This is a genomic window from Frigoribacterium sp. PvP121 (genome assembly GCF_017833115.1).
Lineage (GTDB): Bacteria > Actinomycetota > Actinomycetes > Actinomycetales > Microbacteriaceae > Frigoribacterium > Frigoribacterium endophyticum.
In genome coordinates, this window is record NZ_JAFIBR010000001.1 from 3,220,440 (window position 1) to 3,238,214 (window position 17,775).

14 protein-coding genes are annotated in these 17,775 nt (G+C 73.0%); 8 read left to right on the top strand and 6 right to left on the bottom strand.

Features of this window, described 5'->3' with window-relative positions; all coding sequences use genetic code 11:
* Positions 1-5: 5 nt before the first annotated feature.
* From JOE43_RS14985 to JOE43_RS15000, 4 genes are all read right to left on the bottom strand, one after another.
* Positions 6-1,013 (bottom strand): EamA family transporter, encoded by a 1,008-nt coding sequence (locus JOE43_RS14985; RefSeq protein ID WP_209518821.1) that lies wholly within the window; start codon positions 1,011-1,013, stop codon positions 6-8.
* A gap of 90 nt (positions 1,014-1,103) precedes the next feature.
* Entirely contained in the window at positions 1,104-2,825 is a 1,722-nt protein-coding gene (locus JOE43_RS14990; protein ID WP_209518823.1) for a long-chain fatty acid--CoA ligase, read from the bottom strand.
* Between the two features lie 120 nt (positions 2,826-2,945).
* The gene (locus tag JOE43_RS14995) at positions 2,946-3,419 is read right to left on the bottom strand and encodes a helix-turn-helix transcriptional regulator (RefSeq protein WP_209518825.1); all 474 of its coding nucleotides are present in this window, start codon (positions 3,417-3,419) and stop codon (positions 2,946-2,948) included.
* A gap of 377 nt (positions 3,420-3,796) precedes the next feature.
* Complete coding sequence (locus JOE43_RS15000; protein WP_209518827.1) at positions 3,797-4,351, bottom strand: hypothetical protein; 555 nt, start codon at positions 4,349-4,351, stop codon at positions 3,797-3,799.
* 138 nt (positions 4,352-4,489) lie between these two features.
* On the opposite strand from JOE43_RS15000, the gene hrpA reads away from it, so the two are divergent.
* The 7 genes from hrpA (at position 4,490) to JOE43_RS15035 (ending at position 15,660) form a co-directional block, all read left to right on the top strand.
* Complete coding sequence (gene hrpA, locus JOE43_RS15005) at positions 4,490-8,422, top strand: ATP-dependent RNA helicase HrpA (RefSeq protein WP_209518829.1); 3,933 nt, start codon at positions 4,490-4,492, stop codon at positions 8,420-8,422.
* 69 nt (positions 8,423-8,491) lie between these two features.
* Positions 8,492-9,508, top strand: coding sequence for a LacI family DNA-binding transcriptional regulator (locus JOE43_RS15010; protein WP_209518831.1), 1,017 nt, complete (start codon positions 8,492-8,494; stop codon positions 9,506-9,508).
* A 125-nt stretch (positions 9,509-9,633) separates the two neighbouring features.
* Positions 9,634-10,530 (top strand): glucose 1-dehydrogenase, encoded by an 897-nt coding sequence (locus JOE43_RS15015; RefSeq protein WP_209518832.1) that lies wholly within the window; start codon positions 9,634-9,636, stop codon positions 10,528-10,530.
* A 169-nt stretch (positions 10,531-10,699) separates the two neighbouring features.
* Positions 10,700-12,079 (top strand): extracellular solute-binding protein, encoded by a 1,380-nt coding sequence (locus tag JOE43_RS15020; protein WP_209518834.1) that lies wholly within the window; start codon positions 10,700-10,702, stop codon positions 12,077-12,079.
* A 71-nt stretch (positions 12,080-12,150) separates the two neighbouring features.
* Positions 12,151-13,119, top strand: coding sequence for a carbohydrate ABC transporter permease (locus JOE43_RS15025; RefSeq protein ID WP_209518836.1), 969 nt, complete (start codon positions 12,151-12,153; stop codon positions 13,117-13,119).
* Positions 13,116-14,033: a carbohydrate ABC transporter permease gene (locus JOE43_RS15030; RefSeq protein ID WP_307803404.1), complete on the top strand. Its 918-nt coding sequence runs from the start codon at positions 13,116-13,118 to the stop codon at positions 14,031-14,033. Before JOE43_RS15025 ends, JOE43_RS15030 begins: the two co-directional genes overlap by 4 nt.
* Positions 14,034-14,124: 91 nt before the next feature.
* A complete protein-coding gene (locus JOE43_RS15035) occupies positions 14,125-15,660 on the top strand; it encodes an alpha-N-arabinofuranosidase (RefSeq protein WP_209518837.1) in 1,536 nt (511 codons plus the stop codon).
* Positions 15,661-15,791: 131 nt separating this feature from the next.
* Here JOE43_RS15035 and JOE43_RS15040 read toward each other — a convergent pair whose 3' ends face one another.
* Together JOE43_RS15040 and msuE are read right to left on the bottom strand one after the other, a co-directional pair.
* Positions 15,792-16,193, bottom strand: coding sequence for a hypothetical protein (locus JOE43_RS15040; protein WP_209518839.1), 402 nt, complete (start codon positions 16,191-16,193; stop codon positions 15,792-15,794).
* 22 nt (positions 16,194-16,215) lie between these two features.
* A complete protein-coding gene (gene msuE / locus JOE43_RS15045) occupies positions 16,216-16,887 on the bottom strand; it encodes an FMN reductase (protein ID WP_209518841.1) in 672 nt (223 codons plus the stop codon).
* A 72-nt stretch (positions 16,888-16,959) separates the two neighbouring features.
* Between msuE and JOE43_RS15050 the strand changes: the two genes are divergently transcribed.
* Positions 16,960-17,742, top strand: a complete 783-nt coding sequence (locus JOE43_RS15050; RefSeq protein ID WP_209518843.1) for a class I SAM-dependent methyltransferase — start codon at positions 16,960-16,962, stop codon at positions 17,740-17,742.
* Positions 17,743-17,775: the final 33 nt, after the last annotated feature.

Consider the following 17,775-nt stretch of genomic DNA (forward strand, 5'->3'; position numbering starts at 1 on the left):
TCACTCTAGGCGTCGGGCACCGGGGCCTGTCGAGGGGTCGCGGGAGGCGCGGGAGGGGCTCCGGGTGCGGCCCGCCCCGCCCGCGGCCCCGTGACGACCGCCACGACGCCGACGAGCACCAGCGCGAGGCCCAGCCAGCCGAGCGGCGTCAGGCGTTCGCCCACGACGATGACCGCGAGCAGGGTGGCGATGACGGGCTCCAGCAGCGTGACGGTGGTCGCGCGGGAGCTCGACACCCTACGGAGCCCGCGGCCGAAGAGCAGGTAGGCGACGAACATCGGGCCGAGGGCGAGGTACGCGTGCACGCCGACCGACGTCGCCGACTGCACGATCGGCGCCCCCGTGGCGAGCAGCACCGGCACGAGCAGCACGGCCCCCACGCCGAACTGGGCGGCCATGGCGCCCCGCGACGGGTGCCCCTGCTCGATGAGCCGGCCGGCGGTGTAGGTGTACGCCGCGTAGGCGAGGCCCGCGAGCAGGCCGAGTGCGACACCGCCCGCGAGGCCGGCGCCCGCGGCGAGGGCCTCGCGGGGGTCGGGCCCCGCCCCGGCGACGACGGCGACGTCGGTCGGCGGCTCGGCGTGGCCGACGGTGGCGAGGAGCGCGACGCCCACGACGGCGGCCCCGGCGGAGGCGAGCCAGCGCCGCTCGAGGGGGCGGCGCCGGGCGGGCGGGTCGAGCAGCCGCTCGAGCAGCGCGGCGAACAGGGGCGCCGTGCCGAGCGAGACGACGTTGCCGACGGCGACGCCGGCGAGCGACATCGAGCTGTAGAAGGCGAGGGGGTAGACGGCGACCCCGACGGCTCCGGGGGCGATCCAGCGCCAGCTGCCCGCGCCTCCCCGGAGCACCGCCGCGGCGAGGCGCGGGGCCGTGAGGGCCAGCAGGAGGCCGCCGACCGTCATGGTCGCGGCCCCCGTCGCCAGCGGGCTGACCGTGCCGCCGACGAGGCTCGCGGCCGTGCCGGTCGTGCCCCAGAGCAGGGCGGCGAGGACAATGGCGATCACCGTCGTCATCGTAGGGCGCGGGCCCCGAGCGGGTCGCTCCGTGACGCCGCGGCGCGGGAGCCGCCGGCGGGCACGCCCCGGGCGGTCGGAGGGCGGGCGTCAGGAGGCGCGGGTCGGCTCCTCCCCCGCGCTGAACCGGTCGACGAGGGCGCGCTTCAGCACCTTGCCGCTGGGGCCGATCGGCAGGGCGTCGAGCACGTGGACGACCCGCGGGAACTTGTACGCCGCGATCTCGTCGGAGACGTGGGCGATCAGCTGCTCGGGGGTGGCCGTGGCGCCCGGGCGGAGCACCACCGCCGCCTCGATCTCCTGCCCGTGCACCGCGTGGGGCACGCCGAAGACGGCCGCCATGGCGACGTCGGGGTGGGTGGCGAGCACCTCCTCGACCTGTCGTGGGTACACGTTGTAGCCGTTGCGGATGATCATGTCCTTCGTGCGGTCGACGATCGTGAGGTAGCCGTCGTCGTCCTTCGTGCCGAGGTCGCCGGTGCGGAACCAGCCGTCGACGATCGCCGCGGCCGTGTCGTCGGGGCGGTTCAGGTAGCCGTTCATGAGGTTGTGGCCGCGGATGACCAGCTCGCCGATCTCGCCGTGCGGCAGCAGGACGATCTCGTCGGCGGAGCCGGGGTCGGCGATCTCGACGTCGACGCCCCAGATCGGCGTGCCGATCGTGCCGGGCCGCGGCGGGCGACCGACGTGGTTGAAGGTCGCGACCGGGGAGGTCTCGGTGAGGCCGTAGCCCTCGTGGATCGGAGCGTCGAAGACCGCCTGGAACCGCTCGAGGACGGCGAGCGGCAGGGAGGCGCCGCCCGAGATCGCGTACCGGAGCGCCGGTCGTGCCTCGGTGCGCGTCGCGGCGTCGAGCAGCGCCATGTACATCGTCGGGACGCCCATGAAGATCTCGCAGCCGTGCTCGACCATGGCCGCGAGCGCGCCGTCGCCGTCGAACTTCGGCAGCATGACGATCGTGGCGCCGGCCCGGAACCCGGTGTTCATCGTGCAGGTCTGCCCGAAGGTGTGGAAGAGCGGCAGCGCCCCGAGCAGCACGTCGCCCCGGGTCATGTCGAAGGTCGTCATGAGGTTGGTGTTCACCTGCTCGAGCAGGGCGAAGTGCGAGCCCTCGGCCCCCTTGGGCTGGCCCGTCGTGCCGCTCGTGTAGAGGATCGTGGCGGTGTCGAAGGGGTCGCGGGGCACGTAGGTGTCGAGCGGCTCGCTCGCCTCGGCGAGCGCCTCGAGGCGGTCGTGCCCGGTGCCGTGCGGGTCGACGGACGTGGGAGGCGCCAGCACGGTCACGACGTCGACCCCGGCGAGCGCGGCGCCGGCGGCGCCCTCGGCGAGCAGCGGTGCGGCGCAGACGAGCATCGTCGCCCCGCTGTCGCGGAGCACGTACTCGATCTCGTGCTGCTTGAGCAGCGCGTGGACGGGCACGGCGACGGCGCCGAGGGCGAGGGTCGCGTAGTAGACGCGGGGGAAGTCCGCGACGTTGGGCACGAGCATCGCGACGCGGGCGCCCTCGGTGACGCCCTTGGCGCGGAGCGCGCCGGCGTAGGCGAGGGTCTGCGCCCACAGCTCGGCGTAGGTGGTCCGCTGGTCGCCGACGATGACGGCGACGTCGTCGGGGAACCGCCGCGCCGACTCAGCGAGGATCGCGGCGACGGAGGCGGTGGCGCGGGTGGGGGCGGCGCTCCGGTCGCCCGGAGCGTCGGGGCCGGGGCGGGTCCCGGTGCCGGAGCCGGGGCTCGGGCTCGGGCTGGTGCTGGTGCCGGTGCCGGTGCCGGTGCGGGTGCCGGTGCTGGCCGGGGTCTCCGTGGTGCTGGTCATGGGTGGTCTCCGTCTCCGTTGACGTGCGAGTTCCTCGGATCATACGTCTGCATCCGTCCATGGCAGGGGCGAGTGCCAGGTGGCCGGCGAGGTGCCCTCAGGTGAGGCTCGCCGGGCTCGTCAGGTGAGGCCGGCGCCGCCGTCCGTCTCCTCGGCCCACTCGCTCCGGCCGACGCCCCGCCGGGCGAGGTCGCGGGCGCCGCGGCCCAGGCGGAGGCGAGCGGGGCGGTGGTGGACCTCGTCGAGCGGGGGAGCTCCCCGACGGGCCCCCACGTCGGTGACGAACGCCGCCGGGGGGAGCGACGCGGTGAAGCCGAGCTCGCGGAGCGGCCGGTGCTCGTCCCACACGCCCCGCAGGCCGGAGAGCGCGGCGTCGACGCGGTCGAGCCAGTCGGGGCGCAGGGCGTGCCAGCGGGTCGGGCCGTCGACGACGACGTCGGTGAAGCCGGCGCGGCGCAGGGTGACCAGGTGCCGCGAGACGGCGGACCACCCGATGCCGAGGGCTTCGTGGGCGAGCGAGGCGAGGTCGCCGGAGCTGTGCTCACCGACGCAGAGCTGCTCGATGATCCACACCTCGACCGGGTCGGCCAGCACCTCGAACGGAGTCCGCGAGCGCCGCCAGCTCGGAGCCGGCTGCCCCTGCTCCCGCCCCCGGCCCCGGCTCAGCTCCTGCTCCCCACTCAGCTCCCCCGCCGCCGCCCCCGCCGGGAGCCCGTCGTGCCCGGAGGGGAGGTCGCCCGCCAGGAAAGCCGATCCACTCCAGAGTGGAGCAGCCCCCACCGGCGTGGTGGGCTCCGCGGGGGATGCTCCCGTCGCTCCTCCACTCCAAAGTGGATCGACGTTCTCGGCGACCGACTCCGCCGCGCTCCCCCGGCTCGCGCCGGTGCCCACCGCATCCGCCGCCGTGGCCACCGCACCCACGTCCTCGTGCACCGCACCCGCCGGCGCGACCCACCGCAGGCTCGCTCACCTCACGCCTCCTCGGGGCGTGGGCGACCGAAGGGCAGGCCCAGCGTCCCCTCCGCGACACGGCGGGCGTGCCGCTGCCCGGCGGGCGAGAGCCGGAAGGCCTCGGCCACGGCCCGACGCGCCTCCGCGGTGCTGCGCGTCGCCCAGGCCGCGTCGATCGCGGCGACCGCGTCGGTCGCCTGCTCCGAGTCGCCGGCCTCGTCGAGGGACCGCAGCACCTCGACCACGCTGTCGAAGGCCGCCGCCAGCTCGTCGGGTGTGCAGCCCCGCCAGGCCGGCTCGGCTCCGCCCTGCTCGACCCGCATCGCGAACCCCGCGTCGACCATCGAGGCCAGCCGCGCGGTCACCGCCTCCTCCGTCGTGTCGAGACGGTCCAGGGCCCCGGTGACCAGCGCCTCCCGCGAGACCGCCCCGCCACCGCCCGCGCCACCGCCACCGTCGGCGCCCCCGCCCCCGCCCCCGCCGCCGCCGCCCTCGGCGAGCAGGTCGAGCAGGTAGACGCCCACGGGGTCCGTGGCGATGACGAGGGGAGCAGAGGCGAGACCGGTGACGTTCATGGGGCGAGCGTGCCGCGGCGGCCGACCCGCGACTCCTGCCCGTCGACCGGCCCGGGGAGGACGCCCACGGCGAACGACCTGGGGAGGGCTGGCTGCGAGCCCCCGTCCACAGCCCCCGCGGCTTACCATGGAGGGCTCATGTCTGCCGCTCCCCTGCCTCCGCTCACGATCTCGTACCCCGCCGAGCTGCCCGTCAGCCAGCGGCGCGACGACATCGCCGCCGCCATCCGCGACCACCAGGTCGTGATCGTCGCCGGCTCGACCGGCTCCGGCAAGACCACGCAGCTGCCCAAGATCTGCCTCGAGCTCGGCCGCACCAGCATCGGCCACACGCAGCCCCGGCGCATCGCCGCCCGCACCATCAGCGAGCGCATCGCCGAGGAGCTCGGCCAGGAGGTCGGCGGGCTCGTCGGCTACCAGGTGCGCTTCACCGACAAGGTGTCGAGCGACACGAAGATCAAGCTGATGACGGACGGGATCCTGCTCAACGAGATCCACTTCGACCGCGACCTGAAGCGCTACGACACGATCATCATCGACGAGGCGCACGAACGCAGCCTCACCATCGACTTCCTGCTCGGCTACCTCAAGCAGCTGCTGCCCCGCCGCCCCGACCTCAAGCTGATCATCACCAGCGCCACCATCGACCCCGAGTCGTTCTCCGCGCACTTCGACGGCGCCCCCATCGTCGAGGTCTCCGGCCGCACCTACCCCGTCGAGATCCGCTACCGGCCGCTCGTCGCCGACGACGCGGCCAGCGCCGGCGGCGATGACGACGACGACCTCGACGAGCTCGACCAGGCCCCGCCGCGCCGCGCCGCCGCGCCCGCGCGCTCCCCGCAGAAGAACGCTCCCGCGCCCGCGAGGGCCGACGACAAGGACTACCTCCAGGGCATCAACGAGGCCCTCGACGAGCTCGCCCGCGAGTCGAGCGGCGACGTGCTCGTCTTCCTCAGCGGCGAGAACGAGATCCGCGACGCGGAGGACGCGATCCGGGGCCGGAACCTCCCGCACACCGAGGTGCTCCCCCTCTACGGCCGCCTCAGCGCCGCCGACCAGCACCGCGTCTTCCAGCCCAGCACGACCGCCGGCACGAGACGCCGGATCGTCCTCGCGACGAACGTCGCCGAGACCAGCCTCACCGTGCCCGGCATCAAGTACGTGATCGACGCCGGCACCGCCCGCATCAGCCGCTACTCCACGCGCGCCAAGGTGCAGCGCCTCCCCATCGAGGCCATCTCGCAGGCGAGCGCGAACCAGCGCTCCGGGCGCTCCGGGCGCACGAGCAGCGGCATCGCGATCCGGCTCTACAGCGAGACCGACTTCGAGAAGCGGCCCGAGTTCACCGAGCCCGAGATCCTGCGCACGAACCTCGCCGCGGTCATCCTGCAGATGATCTCGCTCGGGCTCGGCGACATCGCGGCCTTCCCCTTCCTGCAGCCGCCGGACTCCCGGGGCGTCAAGGACGGCCTGGACCTCCTCCGCGAGCTCGGCGCCGTCACGCAGGGCGGCCAGATCACGCGCGTCGGCAAGCAGCTGACCCGCCTGCCGATCGACCCCCGCCTCGCCCGCATGGTGATCGAGTCGAAGACCCAGGGCACGACGCGCGAGGTCATCGCGATCGTCGCGGCGCTCAGCATCCAGGACCCTCGCGAGCGCCCCCTCGAACGCCGCGCGCAGGCCGACGAGAAGCACTCGCGCTTCCGCGACCCCAAGGGCGACTTCCTCACCCTGCTCAACCTCTTCAACTACCTGGAGGAGAAGCAGCGGGAGCTCAGCGGCAACGCCTTCAAGCGCCTCTGCCGCGACGAGTTCCTCAACTACCTGCGGGTGCGCGAGTGGCAGGACGTCTTCCGTCAGCTCTCCCGCGCCGCGCGCCCGCTCGGCCTGCACATCGGTGAGCCCAGCGCGGACCCCGACGGGGTGCACCGCAGCCTGCTCGCGGGCCTGCTCAGCCAGATCGGCCTGTTCGACCCGCAGAAGAAGGACTACGTCGGCGCCCGCCAGACGCGCTTCGTGCTCTTCCCCGGCAGCTCGCTCGCGAAGAAGCCGCCGGTCGCGATCATGAGCGCCGAGCTCGTCGAGACGAGCCGCCTCTTCGCCCGCGTCGCCGGCGTCATCGACCCGGCCTGGGCCGAGCCGCTCGCGCCCGACCTCGTCAAGAAGAGCTACGGCGAGCCGCACTGGGAGAAGAAGCAGGGCGCCGTCGTCGCCTACGAGCGGGTGACGCTCAACGGCGTGCCGATCGTGCCCCGCCGCCGCATCCAGTTCTCGCGCATCGACCCGGGCTACGCCCGTGAGCTGTTCATCCGGCACGCGCTGGTCGAGGGCGACTGGGAGAGCCGTCAGGCGTTCGAGGCGAAGAACCAGCAGCTGATCCGCGAGCTGACGGAGGTCGAGGAGCGCACGCGCCGCCGCGACATCCTCGTCGACGGCGACGCCGCGTTCGAGTTCTTCCAGCGGCGCATCCCCGCCGACGTCACGAGCACCCGCGACTTCGAGGGCTGGTGGCGGACGGCGAAGCAGCAGACCCCCGACCTCCTCACCATGACCGCCGCGGACCTGCTCGGCGACGACGAGCCCGACGTCGACGAGGCGGGCTTCCCGAGCACCTGGCGGCAGGGCGACCAGACGCTCACCCTGCGCTACAAGTTCGAGCCGGGGGCCGACGACGACGGCGTCACGGTGGTCGTTCCCCTGCCGCTGCTGGCGCGCCTCCGCCCGGTCGGCTTCGACTGGCAGGTGCCGGGGCTCCGCGACGAGCTGGTCACCGCTCTCATCAAGTCGCTGCCCAAGCAGATCCGCAAGAACGTCGTGCCCGCCGCCGACTGGGCGTCGAAGATCACCGCCGAGCTGCCGACCGAGCCGCCGGCCGACGTCGACGAGCCGTTCACCGCGACGATCGCGGCCGTCATCCGCAAGCTCACCTTCACGCCGGTCGCCGTCGACGACTTCGACCTCGAGCGCGTGCCCGCGCACCTGCGGGTCAGCTACGCCGTCGTCGACGAGCGCGGCCGCACGGTCGGCGTCGACAAGAGGCTCGACGTGCTCCAGGAGCGCCTCAGCGACGACATGCGCGAGAGCGTCGCCCGCGTCACGCAGGGCCAGGTCCGGGGCCAGGGCGAAGGAGGCGCGGGTCGCTCCCGACGAGGCCGCGGCGGCCCGCAGGCGGTCGCCTCGGGCGCCCCCGCGGCGAACGCCATCGAGCGCTCCGGCATCACCAGCTGGGACTTCGACGAGCTGCCGACGGTCGTCGACACGAAGCACGGCGACACGGTCATCCGCGCCTACCCGGCGCTGGTCGACGAGGGCACGTCGGTGGCGATCCGCCTGATGGCGACCCCCGCCGACCAGGCGCTCGAGACGCCCCGCGGCGTGCGACGGCTGCTCATGCTCGCCGTGCCGAGCCCGGTGGCCTACGTGCAGCAGCACCTGACGGCGCCCGAGAAGCTCATCCTCGCCACGAGCCCGTACCAGAACACCGCCGCGCTCTTCGCGGACTGCCTCGTGGCCGTCGTCGACGACGTGCTGCACCGGGTGAAGCCCGACGGGCAGCTGTACACGAAGAAGGAGTTCCTCACGGTGCGCGACCGGGTCTCGGCCGCCGTGATGGACTCGATGTTCCAGACCGTGTCGCTCGTGGCCCGCACCCTCACGGCGGCCCGCGACGCCGACAAGGCGATGAAGGCGGCGACGAACATGTCGCTGCTGGCCGCCCTCACCGACATGAGGCAGCAGCGCGAGCGGCTGATCTACCCGGGCTTCGTCTCCGCGACCGGGCTGCAGCAGCTGCAGCGCGTGCCCGTCTACCTCGTCGGCGTCACGCGTCGCACGGCGAAGCTGCTCGAGGCGCCGGCGCGCGACCGGGCCTGGCTCACCGAGGTGCAGCAGGCGACGGAGCGGTACGAGGCCGCGGGCGGCACCTTCCCGCCCGCCGCCACCGCGCCTCCCGCGCTCGTCCGCGCCCGGTGGCTGCTCGAGGAGTTCCGCGTCAGCCTCTTCGCGCAGGACCTGAGGCCGAGCGAGAGCGTCTCGCTGCAGCGCATCGTCAAGGTGCTCGCCTCGGCCTGACCGCCCGCCGCCCCGCCGCCCAGCGCCCGCCGCCGGGGGCACGGGCGGCCCCCGCACTAGCCTGGGCAGATGCGCGCGACGGTGAAGGACGTGGCCGCCCTCGCGGGCGTCTCGCCGAAGACCGTCTCGAACGTCATCAACGGCGTCGTCCGGGTCGCCCCCGACACCCGGGCCCGGGTCGAGGCGGCCCTCGCGCAGCTCGACTACGTGCCGAACCTCAGCGCCCGCGGGCTGCGCAACGGCCGCACCGGCGCGATCGCCCTGGCCTTCCCCGACCTGACGACCCCGTACAGCGCCGAGATGTCGCACTGGTTCGTCGAGGTCGCCCACGAGCGCGGCTGGTCGGTGCAGCTCGAGCAGACCGGCGTGCGGCCCGAGCGCGAGCGCGAGCTGCTGCTGCGCGGCCGCGAGCACCTCGTCGACGGCCTCGTGCTGAACCCGGTCAGCCTCGGGGAGAGCGCCATCGTCGGCGCGGAGGACCTCCCGCCCGTCGTCGTGATCGGCGAGGTCGAGCAGCACCTCGTCGACCAGGTGCGCGTCGACAGCGTCACGGCCGCCCGCGACATGACCGAGCACCTGATCGCCCTCGGCCACCGGCGCATCGCCGTGCTCGGCTGCCCCGGCGACGGCTTCGACTCGGCCACGGCCCGGGCGCGCACGCTCGGCTGGTCGCAGGCGATGGAGGCGGCGGGGCTGTCGGTCGGCGACGACCTGCGCTGGGCCTGCCGCGCCTGGGAGCCCGAGGCCGGCGCCGCCACGGTCGCCGACGCCCTGGCCCGCGGCGAGGCCCCCGACGCCCTCTTCTGCTTCACCGACTCGCTCGCGATCGGCGCCGTCCACGCCCTCTGGAGCGCCGGCCTCCGGGTGCCCGACGACGTCTCGGTCGCCGGGTTCGACGACATCGTCGACGGCCGCTTCACCCGCCCGCCGCTGACCACCGTCCGGCTCGACAAGCGCCTCTTCGCCGAGCGCACCCTCGAGCTGCTCGCCGCGCGCATCGCCGACCGCGACCGGGCGCCCGAGCTCGCGGTGATCCCGCACGAGGTGGTGCCCCGCGCGAGCACGGCCCGCCGGGCACCGCGCTGACGCCGCCCGGCGTCGCGCCGCTTCGCTTTCTGGATGGCGGCTGCCCGTCCGCTGTCAAGCGGTCACGAGGAGTCGCGGGTCGGCCTACCGTCGCACTCCCGTGCACGAGACCGAGAGGCGCCGCCATGTCTGCTGACCAGTACGCATTCGAAGACCCCACCCAGAAGTTCGCCGACATCACCCCGAAGGCCCAGTACCTCGAGGGCGCCGGCACCGACGAGGAGCTCTCGTCGCCCGCCGACCACGGCGAGGAGACCTACCGCGGCTCGGGCCGCCTCGAGGGCCGCAAGGCACTCATCACCGGAGGCGACTCGGGCATCGGCGCGGCCGTCGCCATCGCCTACGCCCGCGAGGGCGCCGACGTCGCCATCAGCTACCTCGCCGAGGAGGAGGAGGACGCTCAGAAGATCGTCGCCCTCGTCGAGGCCGCCGGCCGCAAGGCCGTGGCCCTGCCCGGCGACATCACCGACCGCGAGTTCTGCACGCAGCTCGTCGAGAAGGCCGTCAGCGAGCTCGGCGGCCTCGACGTCCTCGTCAACAACGCCGGCAAGCAGCAGCACGTCGAGGACTTCCTCGAGCTCGACGACGAGAACTTCGACGAGACCTACAAGACGAACGTCTACGCCATGTTCTGGATCACGAAGGCCGCGCTCCCCCACCTCGTGCCCGGCTCGACGATCATCAACACGACGTCGATCCAGGCGTACCAGCCGGCCCCGATGCTCGTCGACTACGCGTCGACCAAGGCCGCGATCAACACCTTCTCGAAGGGCCTCGCCATGCAGCTCGCGCCGAAGGGCATCCGCGTGAACGCGGTCGCCCCCGGCCCGATCTGGACCCCCCTGCAGCCCGCCGGCGGCCAGCCGTCGGACGCGCTGCCCGACGTCGGCAGCCAGACCGCCCTCGGCCGCTGGGGCCAGCCCGCCGAGCTCGCCCCCGCCTACGTCTTCCTGGCGTCGGGCGAGTCGAGCTACGTCGTCGGCGAGACCCTGCACGTCGACGGCGGCATGCCCACGCCGTAGGTCGCACCGCTGGGCCGGAGGGGCCGCTCGCGCATCGTCGCGGGCGGCCCCTCCGTCGTCGGCGGGCGGCCCCGGGGAGGCGCGGGTCGCCTCCGGATCGACGCTTGCGTTCGCGTTACAACGATGTAATGCTGTCCCCAGTCGACGCATCACGAAGGAGTGACCACCGATGACACCCCCTGAGCCCCTGTCCGGCCCGCCCCGTCCCGGCGGCCCCGCCCGCACCGGCCTGGCCGGCCTCTCCCGCCGCAGCCTCCTCCTCGGCGGCGCCGGCATCATGAGCGTGCTGGCGGTGGGCAGCCTCGCGGGCTGTGCGCCCGGCGCGACCACCGCCTCCGGAGCGGCCGTCGAGCAGCTGAAGTTCTGGCACCTGCTGAGCGGGGGCGACGGCATCAAGATGTCGGCCCTCGTCGACCAGGCCAACGAGCAGAACCCCGAGTTCCACGCGACGCAGACCGTGCTCGCCTGGGGCACGCCGTACTACACGAAGCTCGCCATGGCCTCGGCCGGCGGCCGGGCGCCCGACGTCGCGATCATGCACGCGTCGCGCGTGCCGGGCTACGCGCCCGGCGGGCTGCTCGACCCGTGGGACATCGAGAAGCTCGCCTCGTACGGCCTGCGCGAGCAGGACTTCGCCCCCGCGGTCTGGAAGGCCGGGTTCAACGGCGACCAGCTGTACTCGGTCGCCCTCGACTCGCACCCGTTCATCCTGCTGTACAACACCGACATAGCCCAACATGCCGGGGCCCTCGGGCCCGACGGCCGCCTCGTCGACATCAGCAGCCCCGAGCAGTTCCTCGAGGTCGCGGCCGCCATGCAGGCGGTCACCGGCAAGCACGGCGCCTCGTGGGGGTACCTCAACGACGGCGCCCAGCTCTGGCGCATGTTCTACACGTTCTACAAGCAGCAGGGCGCCGACATGGTGCTCCGCGAGGGCGGCACCGTCGAGTACGACGAGGCCGCCGCGGTCACGGCCCTCGAGTTCATGCAGACGCTGACCGACGGCACCGCGATGGCCACCGCGAGCGACATCCAGTCCGGCATCGCCGAGTTCGTCAGCGGCGAGAGCGGGATGCTCTTCACCGGCGTGTGGGAGGTGCCGAGCGCCGAGGCGGCCGGCATCCCCTACGACGCCAGCATCATCCCGACCCTCTTCGGCACGCCGGCCGTCTACGCCGACTCGCACGCCTTCGTGCTGCCGCGGCAGAGCCAGGTCGACGACGCGAAGCGGGAGGACGTCTACAGGATGGTCTCCACCATCCTGAAGGACAGCATCTCGTGGGCCGAGGCCGGGCACATCCCCGCCTACGGCCCGGTCGTCGACAGCCCGGAGTACGCCGCGCTGGTGCCGCAGTCCCACTACGCCGAGGCCGCCCAGTACCTCAACTACGACCCGCCGGCCTGGTTCTCGGGCTCCGGGTCGGACTTCCAGACGTACTTCCTCGACAGCATCCAGTCCGTGATCCTCGCGAAGGACGACGCGGCCGCGGGCATGCGCGCCTTCGTCGCCCGGGTGGAGACCCAGCTGTCGCGACCGGCCCCGGTCTGAGCCGGCCCGCGCCTCCCCGTGCTCCGCCCCTCCCGCCCCACCTCCCTGCACGACGACGAAGGAGTCGATCTGTGACGACCACCACGGTGACCGCCCCGGCCGCCAACGCCGACCGCGCGGCCACGCCCGGCCGCACCCGCACCCGGGTGCGCTCCCGCTCCGGCGGGCCGAGAGACACCAAGATCGGATGGGGCTTCGCCGCGCCGTTCACGGTCCTCTTCGCGCTCTTCCTCGTCTGGCCGCTCGTGCACGGCTTCTGGCTGAGCCTCACGGGCCAGAGCCTCACCGGCCAGGGCGGCGAGCTGATCGGGTTCGCCAACTACGCCGAGGCCTTCGCCGACGGCGCGATGTGGCGCTCGATGCTCAACACGCTGTGGTTCACCGTGCTCAGCAGGATCCCGCTCGTGGTGATCGCCCTCGTGCTGGCCCTGCTCGTCAACACCGGCCTGCCGGGCCAGTGGCTCTGGCGCCTCAGCTTCTTCCTGCCCTACCTGCTGGCGTCGACCGTCGTTTCGCTCTTCTGGATCCAGCTGTACAGCCCGACGCTCGGCCCGATCAACTCGGCGCTGGCGACGGTCGGGCTGCCGCAGCCCGCCTGGCTGCAGGACCCGGACACGGCGATGATCGCCGTCGTCGCGACCACCGTCTGGTGGACGGTCGGCTTCAACTTCCTGCTCTACCTCGCGGCCCTCCAGAACATCCCCGACCAGCAGTACGAGGCGGCCTCGCTCGACGGCGCCGGCCGCTGGCGCTCGCTGGTCTCGATCACGATCCCGCAGCTCGGCCCGACCACCGGCCTGATCGTCATCCTCCAGGTGCTCGCCTCGCTCAAGGTCTTCGACCAGATCTACCAGATGACCAACGGCGGCCCGGCCGGCACGACCCGCTCGACCGTGCAGTACATCTTCGAGACCGGATTCACCGGCTACCGCTTCGGCTACTCCAGCGCCATCTCGTACATCTTCTTCGCCGTCATCGTCGTGATCTCGATCGCGCAGTTCGCGGCCACGGCCCGCAACCGCAAGGGAGCCCAGAAGTGACCGCACCGGCCCTCGCCCCCACCGGCGACCTCCGCGCCCCGACCGCCCGCCGCGGCCGCGAACGCGCCCCGCACAAGCCCGGCCAGTCGCGCTTCGGCGTGATGAGCGTCGTCAGCATCGTCATCCTCGTGGTGATGGCCGCGCTGTGGCTCATCCCCTTCCTCTGGTCGCTCGCCACCTCCTTCAAGAGCGAGGCCGACGCCGCGGCGACGCCGCAGACCTGGCTGCCGGCCGGGGGCTTCACCCTCGACGCGTACCGGGCGATCCTCGACCAGGGCAACATCCCGACCTGGCTGTTCAACAGCCTGTTCACGTCGATCGTCATCACGCTCATCGTCGTCGCGACGTCGGCGCTCGTCGCCTACGCGTTCTCGCGCCTCGACTTCCGAGGCAAGAAGTGGCTCTACGTCGCGACGATCGCCTCGATCATCGTGCCGCCGCAGGTGCTGATCGTGCCGCTCTTCTACCAGATGCTCGCGTTCAACATGGTCGACACGTACTGGGGCATCATCCTGCCGCAGGCGATCGCGCCCGCCATGGTCTTCGTGCTCAAGAAGTTCTTCGACCAGGTGCCGATCGAGCTGGAGGACGCCGCCCGCGTCGACGGGGCGGGGCGCGTCCGCGTCTTCTTCACGATCCTGCTGCCGCTCTCGCGGCCCATCCTCGGCGCGGTCTCGATCTTCGTGTTCATCGGCGCGTGGAACAACTTCCTCTGGCCGTTCATCGTCACCAACGACGCGTCGCTGCTGACGCTCCCCGTCGGCCTGCAGACCATCAAGAGCGCCTACGGCATCCAGTACGCCCAGAACATGGCCGCGGCGATCCTCGCCGCCCTGCCGCTGATCCTCGTGTTCCTCTTCTTCCAGCGCCAGATCATCAAGGGCATCTCGACCACCGGGTTCGGCGGGCAGTGACTCCCCGCTCGCCCGGCCCCGCGCCTCCCCCGCTCCCCCTCCGACCGTCCCCCCGCCAGATCGCCGTCCCCCATCACCAGGAGATAACCGCATGAGCACCGCCCGCATCACCGTCGACCGCGAGTTCGTCGTCGGCCCCGTGCCCCGCCGCCTGTTCGGCTCGTTCGTCGAGCACATGGGCCGGTGCGTCTACACCGGCATCTACGAGCCCGGCCACGAGACCGCCGACGAGAAGGGCTTCCGCCACGACGTGCTCGAGCTGACGAAGGAGCTCGGCGCCACCGTCATCCGCTACCCCGGCGGCAACTTCGTCTCGGGCTACAACTGGGAGGACGGCGTCGGGCCGGTCGACCAGCGCCCCCGCCGCCTCGACGGCGCGTGGCACACGGTCGAGACCAACGCGTTCGGCCTGCACGAGTTCGTCGAGTGGAGCGCGCTGGCCGGCACCGAGGTCATGGAGGCCGTCAACCTCGGCACCCGCGGCGTCGACGCGGCCCGGGAGCTCGTCGAGTACGCCAACCACCCCGGCGGCACGGCCCTCAGCGACCGTCGCATCGCCAACGGAGCGAAGGACCCGTTCGACATCAAGCTCTGGTGCCTCGGCAACGAGCTCGACGGCCCGTGGCAGATCGGCCACAAGACGGCCGGGGAGTACGGCCGCCTCGCCCAGGAGGCCGCCAAGGCGATGAAGTTCGTCGACCCGACCATCGAGCTCGTCGCCGTCGGCAGCTCGGGCCGGAACATGCCGACCTTCGGCTCGTGGGAGCACGAGGTGCTCACCCACGCGTACGACGAGGTCGACTACGTCTCGATGCACGCGTACTACCAGGAGCACGACGGCGACGCCACGAGCTTCCTCGCCACGGCCGTCGACATGGACGCCTTCATCGAGGAGGTCGTCCCGACCATCGACGGCGTCAAGGCCGCGGGCAAGCACCGGAAGCAGGTCGACATCTCGTTCGACGAGTGGAACGTCTGGTACCAGACGGGCCTCGACACCGACGACCAGCCCCACAACGTCTCGAAGGGCTGGGTCGAGCACCCGCGCCTCATCGAGGACCAGTACAACGTCACCGACGCGGTCGTCGTCGGCACCTTCCTCAACTCGCTCTTGCGCCACGGCGACCGGGTGAAGATCGCCAACCAGGCGCAGCTCGTCAACGTCATCGCCCCCATCCGCAGCGAGCAGGGCGGGCCGGCCTGGCGCCAGACGATCTTCTGGCCGTTCGCCCGCATGGCGGCGCTCGCCCGCGGCGAGATCCTCCGCACCGTGGTGACGAGCGACAAGATCGACACCCCGAAGTACGGCGACGCCGACCTCGTCGACGTCAGCGCCACCTGGGACGAGGAGTCCGGGCGCGTCGCGTTCTTCCTCGCCAACCGGGGCCTCGAGGAGGCGGCGGACGTCGAGGTCGCCCTCCGCGGCTTCTCGGGCGCCCGCGTCACCCGGGCCGAGCTGCTGACGGTGCCCGAGGGCGGGGACCGCTTCACGAGCAACACCGAGCAGGTGCAGGACGCCGTGGGCCTCGTGCCGCTCGACGGCGTCAGCGTGGACGGCGGCGTCGCCCGTCTCACGCTGCCCGCCCTGTCGTGGGCCGTCGTGGAGCTCGAGGTCGGCACGGCGTAGGGAGCGCGCCGACCCCGGGAGGGGACGAGGGCCGGTGCCGGGGCGTGAGCCCGGTGCCGGCCCTCGCTCGTGGGTCGTGGGCTGTGCCCGTGGGCCACGGGCCGTGGGGCGTCGGGCGTCGGCCCGGGACGCTACTTGCGGCGCGGGAAGAGCCGGGAGATGGAGTCGCGCACCGACTCCTCGATGGTGTCGCTGAAGGTGTTCGAGAACGACAGCGAGTCGGCCGACGCGCTGGCCGCCGTCATCGAGCGGATCACGGCCTCGCCGTGGTGGGCACGGGCCGCGCGCACGCTGTCGAAGGCGAGGCCCTGCGAGGCCGCGAGCCTCTCCAGGAGCGCCAGCCGCGCCTCCTCGCCGAGGCCCGCCCCGGCCGCGAGGGCCCGGGCCGCGTCGTCGTCGACCCCGTCGGCGACCCAGCGGCCGGCGCGCTCGGTGAGGTCGGCGGCGGCGACCAGGCCGATCATGCGCTTGGCCTCGTCGTCGCGGATCTCGGAGCGGGCGACGGCGATGTCGCGAGGGGGCGTGTCGGGCATGCCGACCAGGATATCTCGGCGGTCAGCTGTACAGCCGGGTGGGCACCGTGGCGTCGAGCTCGCGGGCGCGCAGGTCGACGTCGCGCAGGTCGTCGGCGGCGTCGAGGGCGGTGCCGCTCAGCGACTCCTCGATGCGGCGCTTCTCGGCGGTGCTCGAGCGGATCAGGGGCAGCCCGCGGGCGATGGCGTTGCGGATGCGCTCCTGCAGCAGGGGCGCCGTCACGCGGCGGTCGGTGAAGTCGCTGGCGTGCGCGTAGACGCCGAGCGGGAGGGTCAGCGCCTGGAAGAAGCCGAAGAGCGGCCGCAGCGAGTGTTCGAGGATGAGCGCGTGGCGCTCGCTGCCGCCCGTGGCGGCCAGCAGCACCGGCACGTCGACGAGCGCGTACTGCTCGACGAAGTCGAAGAGGTGCTTGAACAGGCCCGTGAAGGAGGCGCGGTAGACCGGCGAGGCCGCGATCAGCAGGTCGGCCCCCTCGATGGCCCGCAGCTCGCCCTCGACCCGCGCGTCGAGCTGGTCGCGGGTGAGCGCCCCGGCGAAGAGCGGACCGAGCTCGCTGACCCGGATGACGTGCCGCTCGATCGGCATGACGAGGGCGAGCTCGTCGAGGATCGCGTCGACCAGGGCGTCGGTCTTGCTGGGCGTGCTGAGCGTTCCCGACACGGCGACGACGCGCAGCGGAGGTGTCTGAGTCATGACGACCATGCTCGCCCCTCCCCTCGTCGTAACGTTCGCGTGTGACGTTCTGAGTCGTGCGACAGTGACCTGGTGACGCATCACCTACCTGACACCGCCGACGCTCCCGCCGACCCGGCCGACGTGCTCGCGCTGCACGCCGCCTCCTTCGGCCTGGCCGCCGACGTCTACGAACGCGGCCGCCCCTCCTACCCCCGGGAGGCCGTCGAGTGGCTGCTGCCGCGCGGCGCCCGCGACGTCGTCGACCTCGGGGCCGGCACGGGCAAGCTGACCCGCGTGCTGCTCGAGCAGGTCGACGAGGTCGTGGCCGTCGAGCCGAGCGCGGGCATGCGCGAGATCCTCGAGCGCGTCGAGCCGCGGGCCCGGTCGCTCGCCGGCAGCGCCGAGAGCATGCCGCTCGCCGACGACTCGGTCGACGCCGTGCTCGTCGCCCAGGCCTGGCACTGGGTCGACCCCGTGGTGGCCGTGCCCGAGGTCGCCCGCGTGCTGCGGCCGGGCGGCACCCTCGGGCTGCTCTGGAACATCCGTGACGAGTCGGTGCCGTGGCTCGCCGCCCTCAGCCGTGTGCTGAACCAGCCCGCCGAGCGCGACATGCAGTCGGAGGCGCCCGTGGTCGGGGCGCCGTTCGGCGAGGTCGAGCGGCACGACGTCGAGTGGGTGCACGAGCTCGAGCGCGACGAGTTCCTCGCGATGATCGCCTCGCGCAGCTACGTCATCACCCTGTCGGACGACGACCGCGCGCAGGTGCTGCGCGACGTCGGCGCGCTGCTCGACACGCACCCCGACACCCGGGGCGTCGACCTCATCCGCCTGCCGTACGTGACGCGGCTCAGCCGGGCCGTGCTGCTCGGCTGAGCCGCGGCACGGGCGGGGCCCGTACGGTGGGGT

Excerpts from the sequence above, each read along its gene's own strand:
- JOE43_RS14990 (WP_209518823.1), bottom strand. The coding sequence starts at position 2,825 with ATGACCAGCACCACGGAGACCCCGGCCAGCACCGGCACCCGCACCGGC.
- hrpA (WP_209518829.1), top strand. The coding sequence starts at position 4,490 with ATGTCTGCCGCTCCCCTGCCTCCGCTCACGATCTCGTACCCCGCCGAG.
- JOE43_RS15020 (WP_209518834.1), top strand. The coding sequence starts at position 10,700 with ATGACACCCCCTGAGCCCCTGTCCGGCCCGCCCCGTCCCGGCGGCCCC.
- JOE43_RS15040 (WP_209518839.1), bottom strand. The coding sequence starts at position 16,193 with ATGCCCGACACGCCCCCTCGCGACATCGCCGTCGCCCGCTCCGAGATC.
- JOE43_RS14985 (WP_209518821.1), bottom strand. The coding sequence starts at position 1,013 with ATGACGACGGTGATCGCCATTGTCCTCGCCGCCCTGCTCTGGGGCACG.
- msuE (WP_209518841.1), bottom strand. The coding sequence starts at position 16,887 with ATGACTCAGACACCTCCGCTGCGCGTCGTCGCCGTGTCGGGAACGCTC.
- JOE43_RS15015 (WP_209518832.1), top strand. The coding sequence starts at position 9,634 with ATGTCTGCTGACCAGTACGCATTCGAAGACCCCACCCAGAAGTTCGCC.
- JOE43_RS15010 (WP_209518831.1), top strand. The coding sequence starts at position 8,492 with ATGCGCGCGACGGTGAAGGACGTGGCCGCCCTCGCGGGCGTCTCGCCG.
- JOE43_RS15035 (WP_209518837.1), top strand. The coding sequence starts at position 14,125 with ATGAGCACCGCCCGCATCACCGTCGACCGCGAGTTCGTCGTCGGCCCC.
- JOE43_RS15000 (WP_209518827.1), bottom strand. The coding sequence starts at position 4,351 with ATGAACGTCACCGGTCTCGCCTCTGCTCCCCTCGTCATCGCCACGGAC.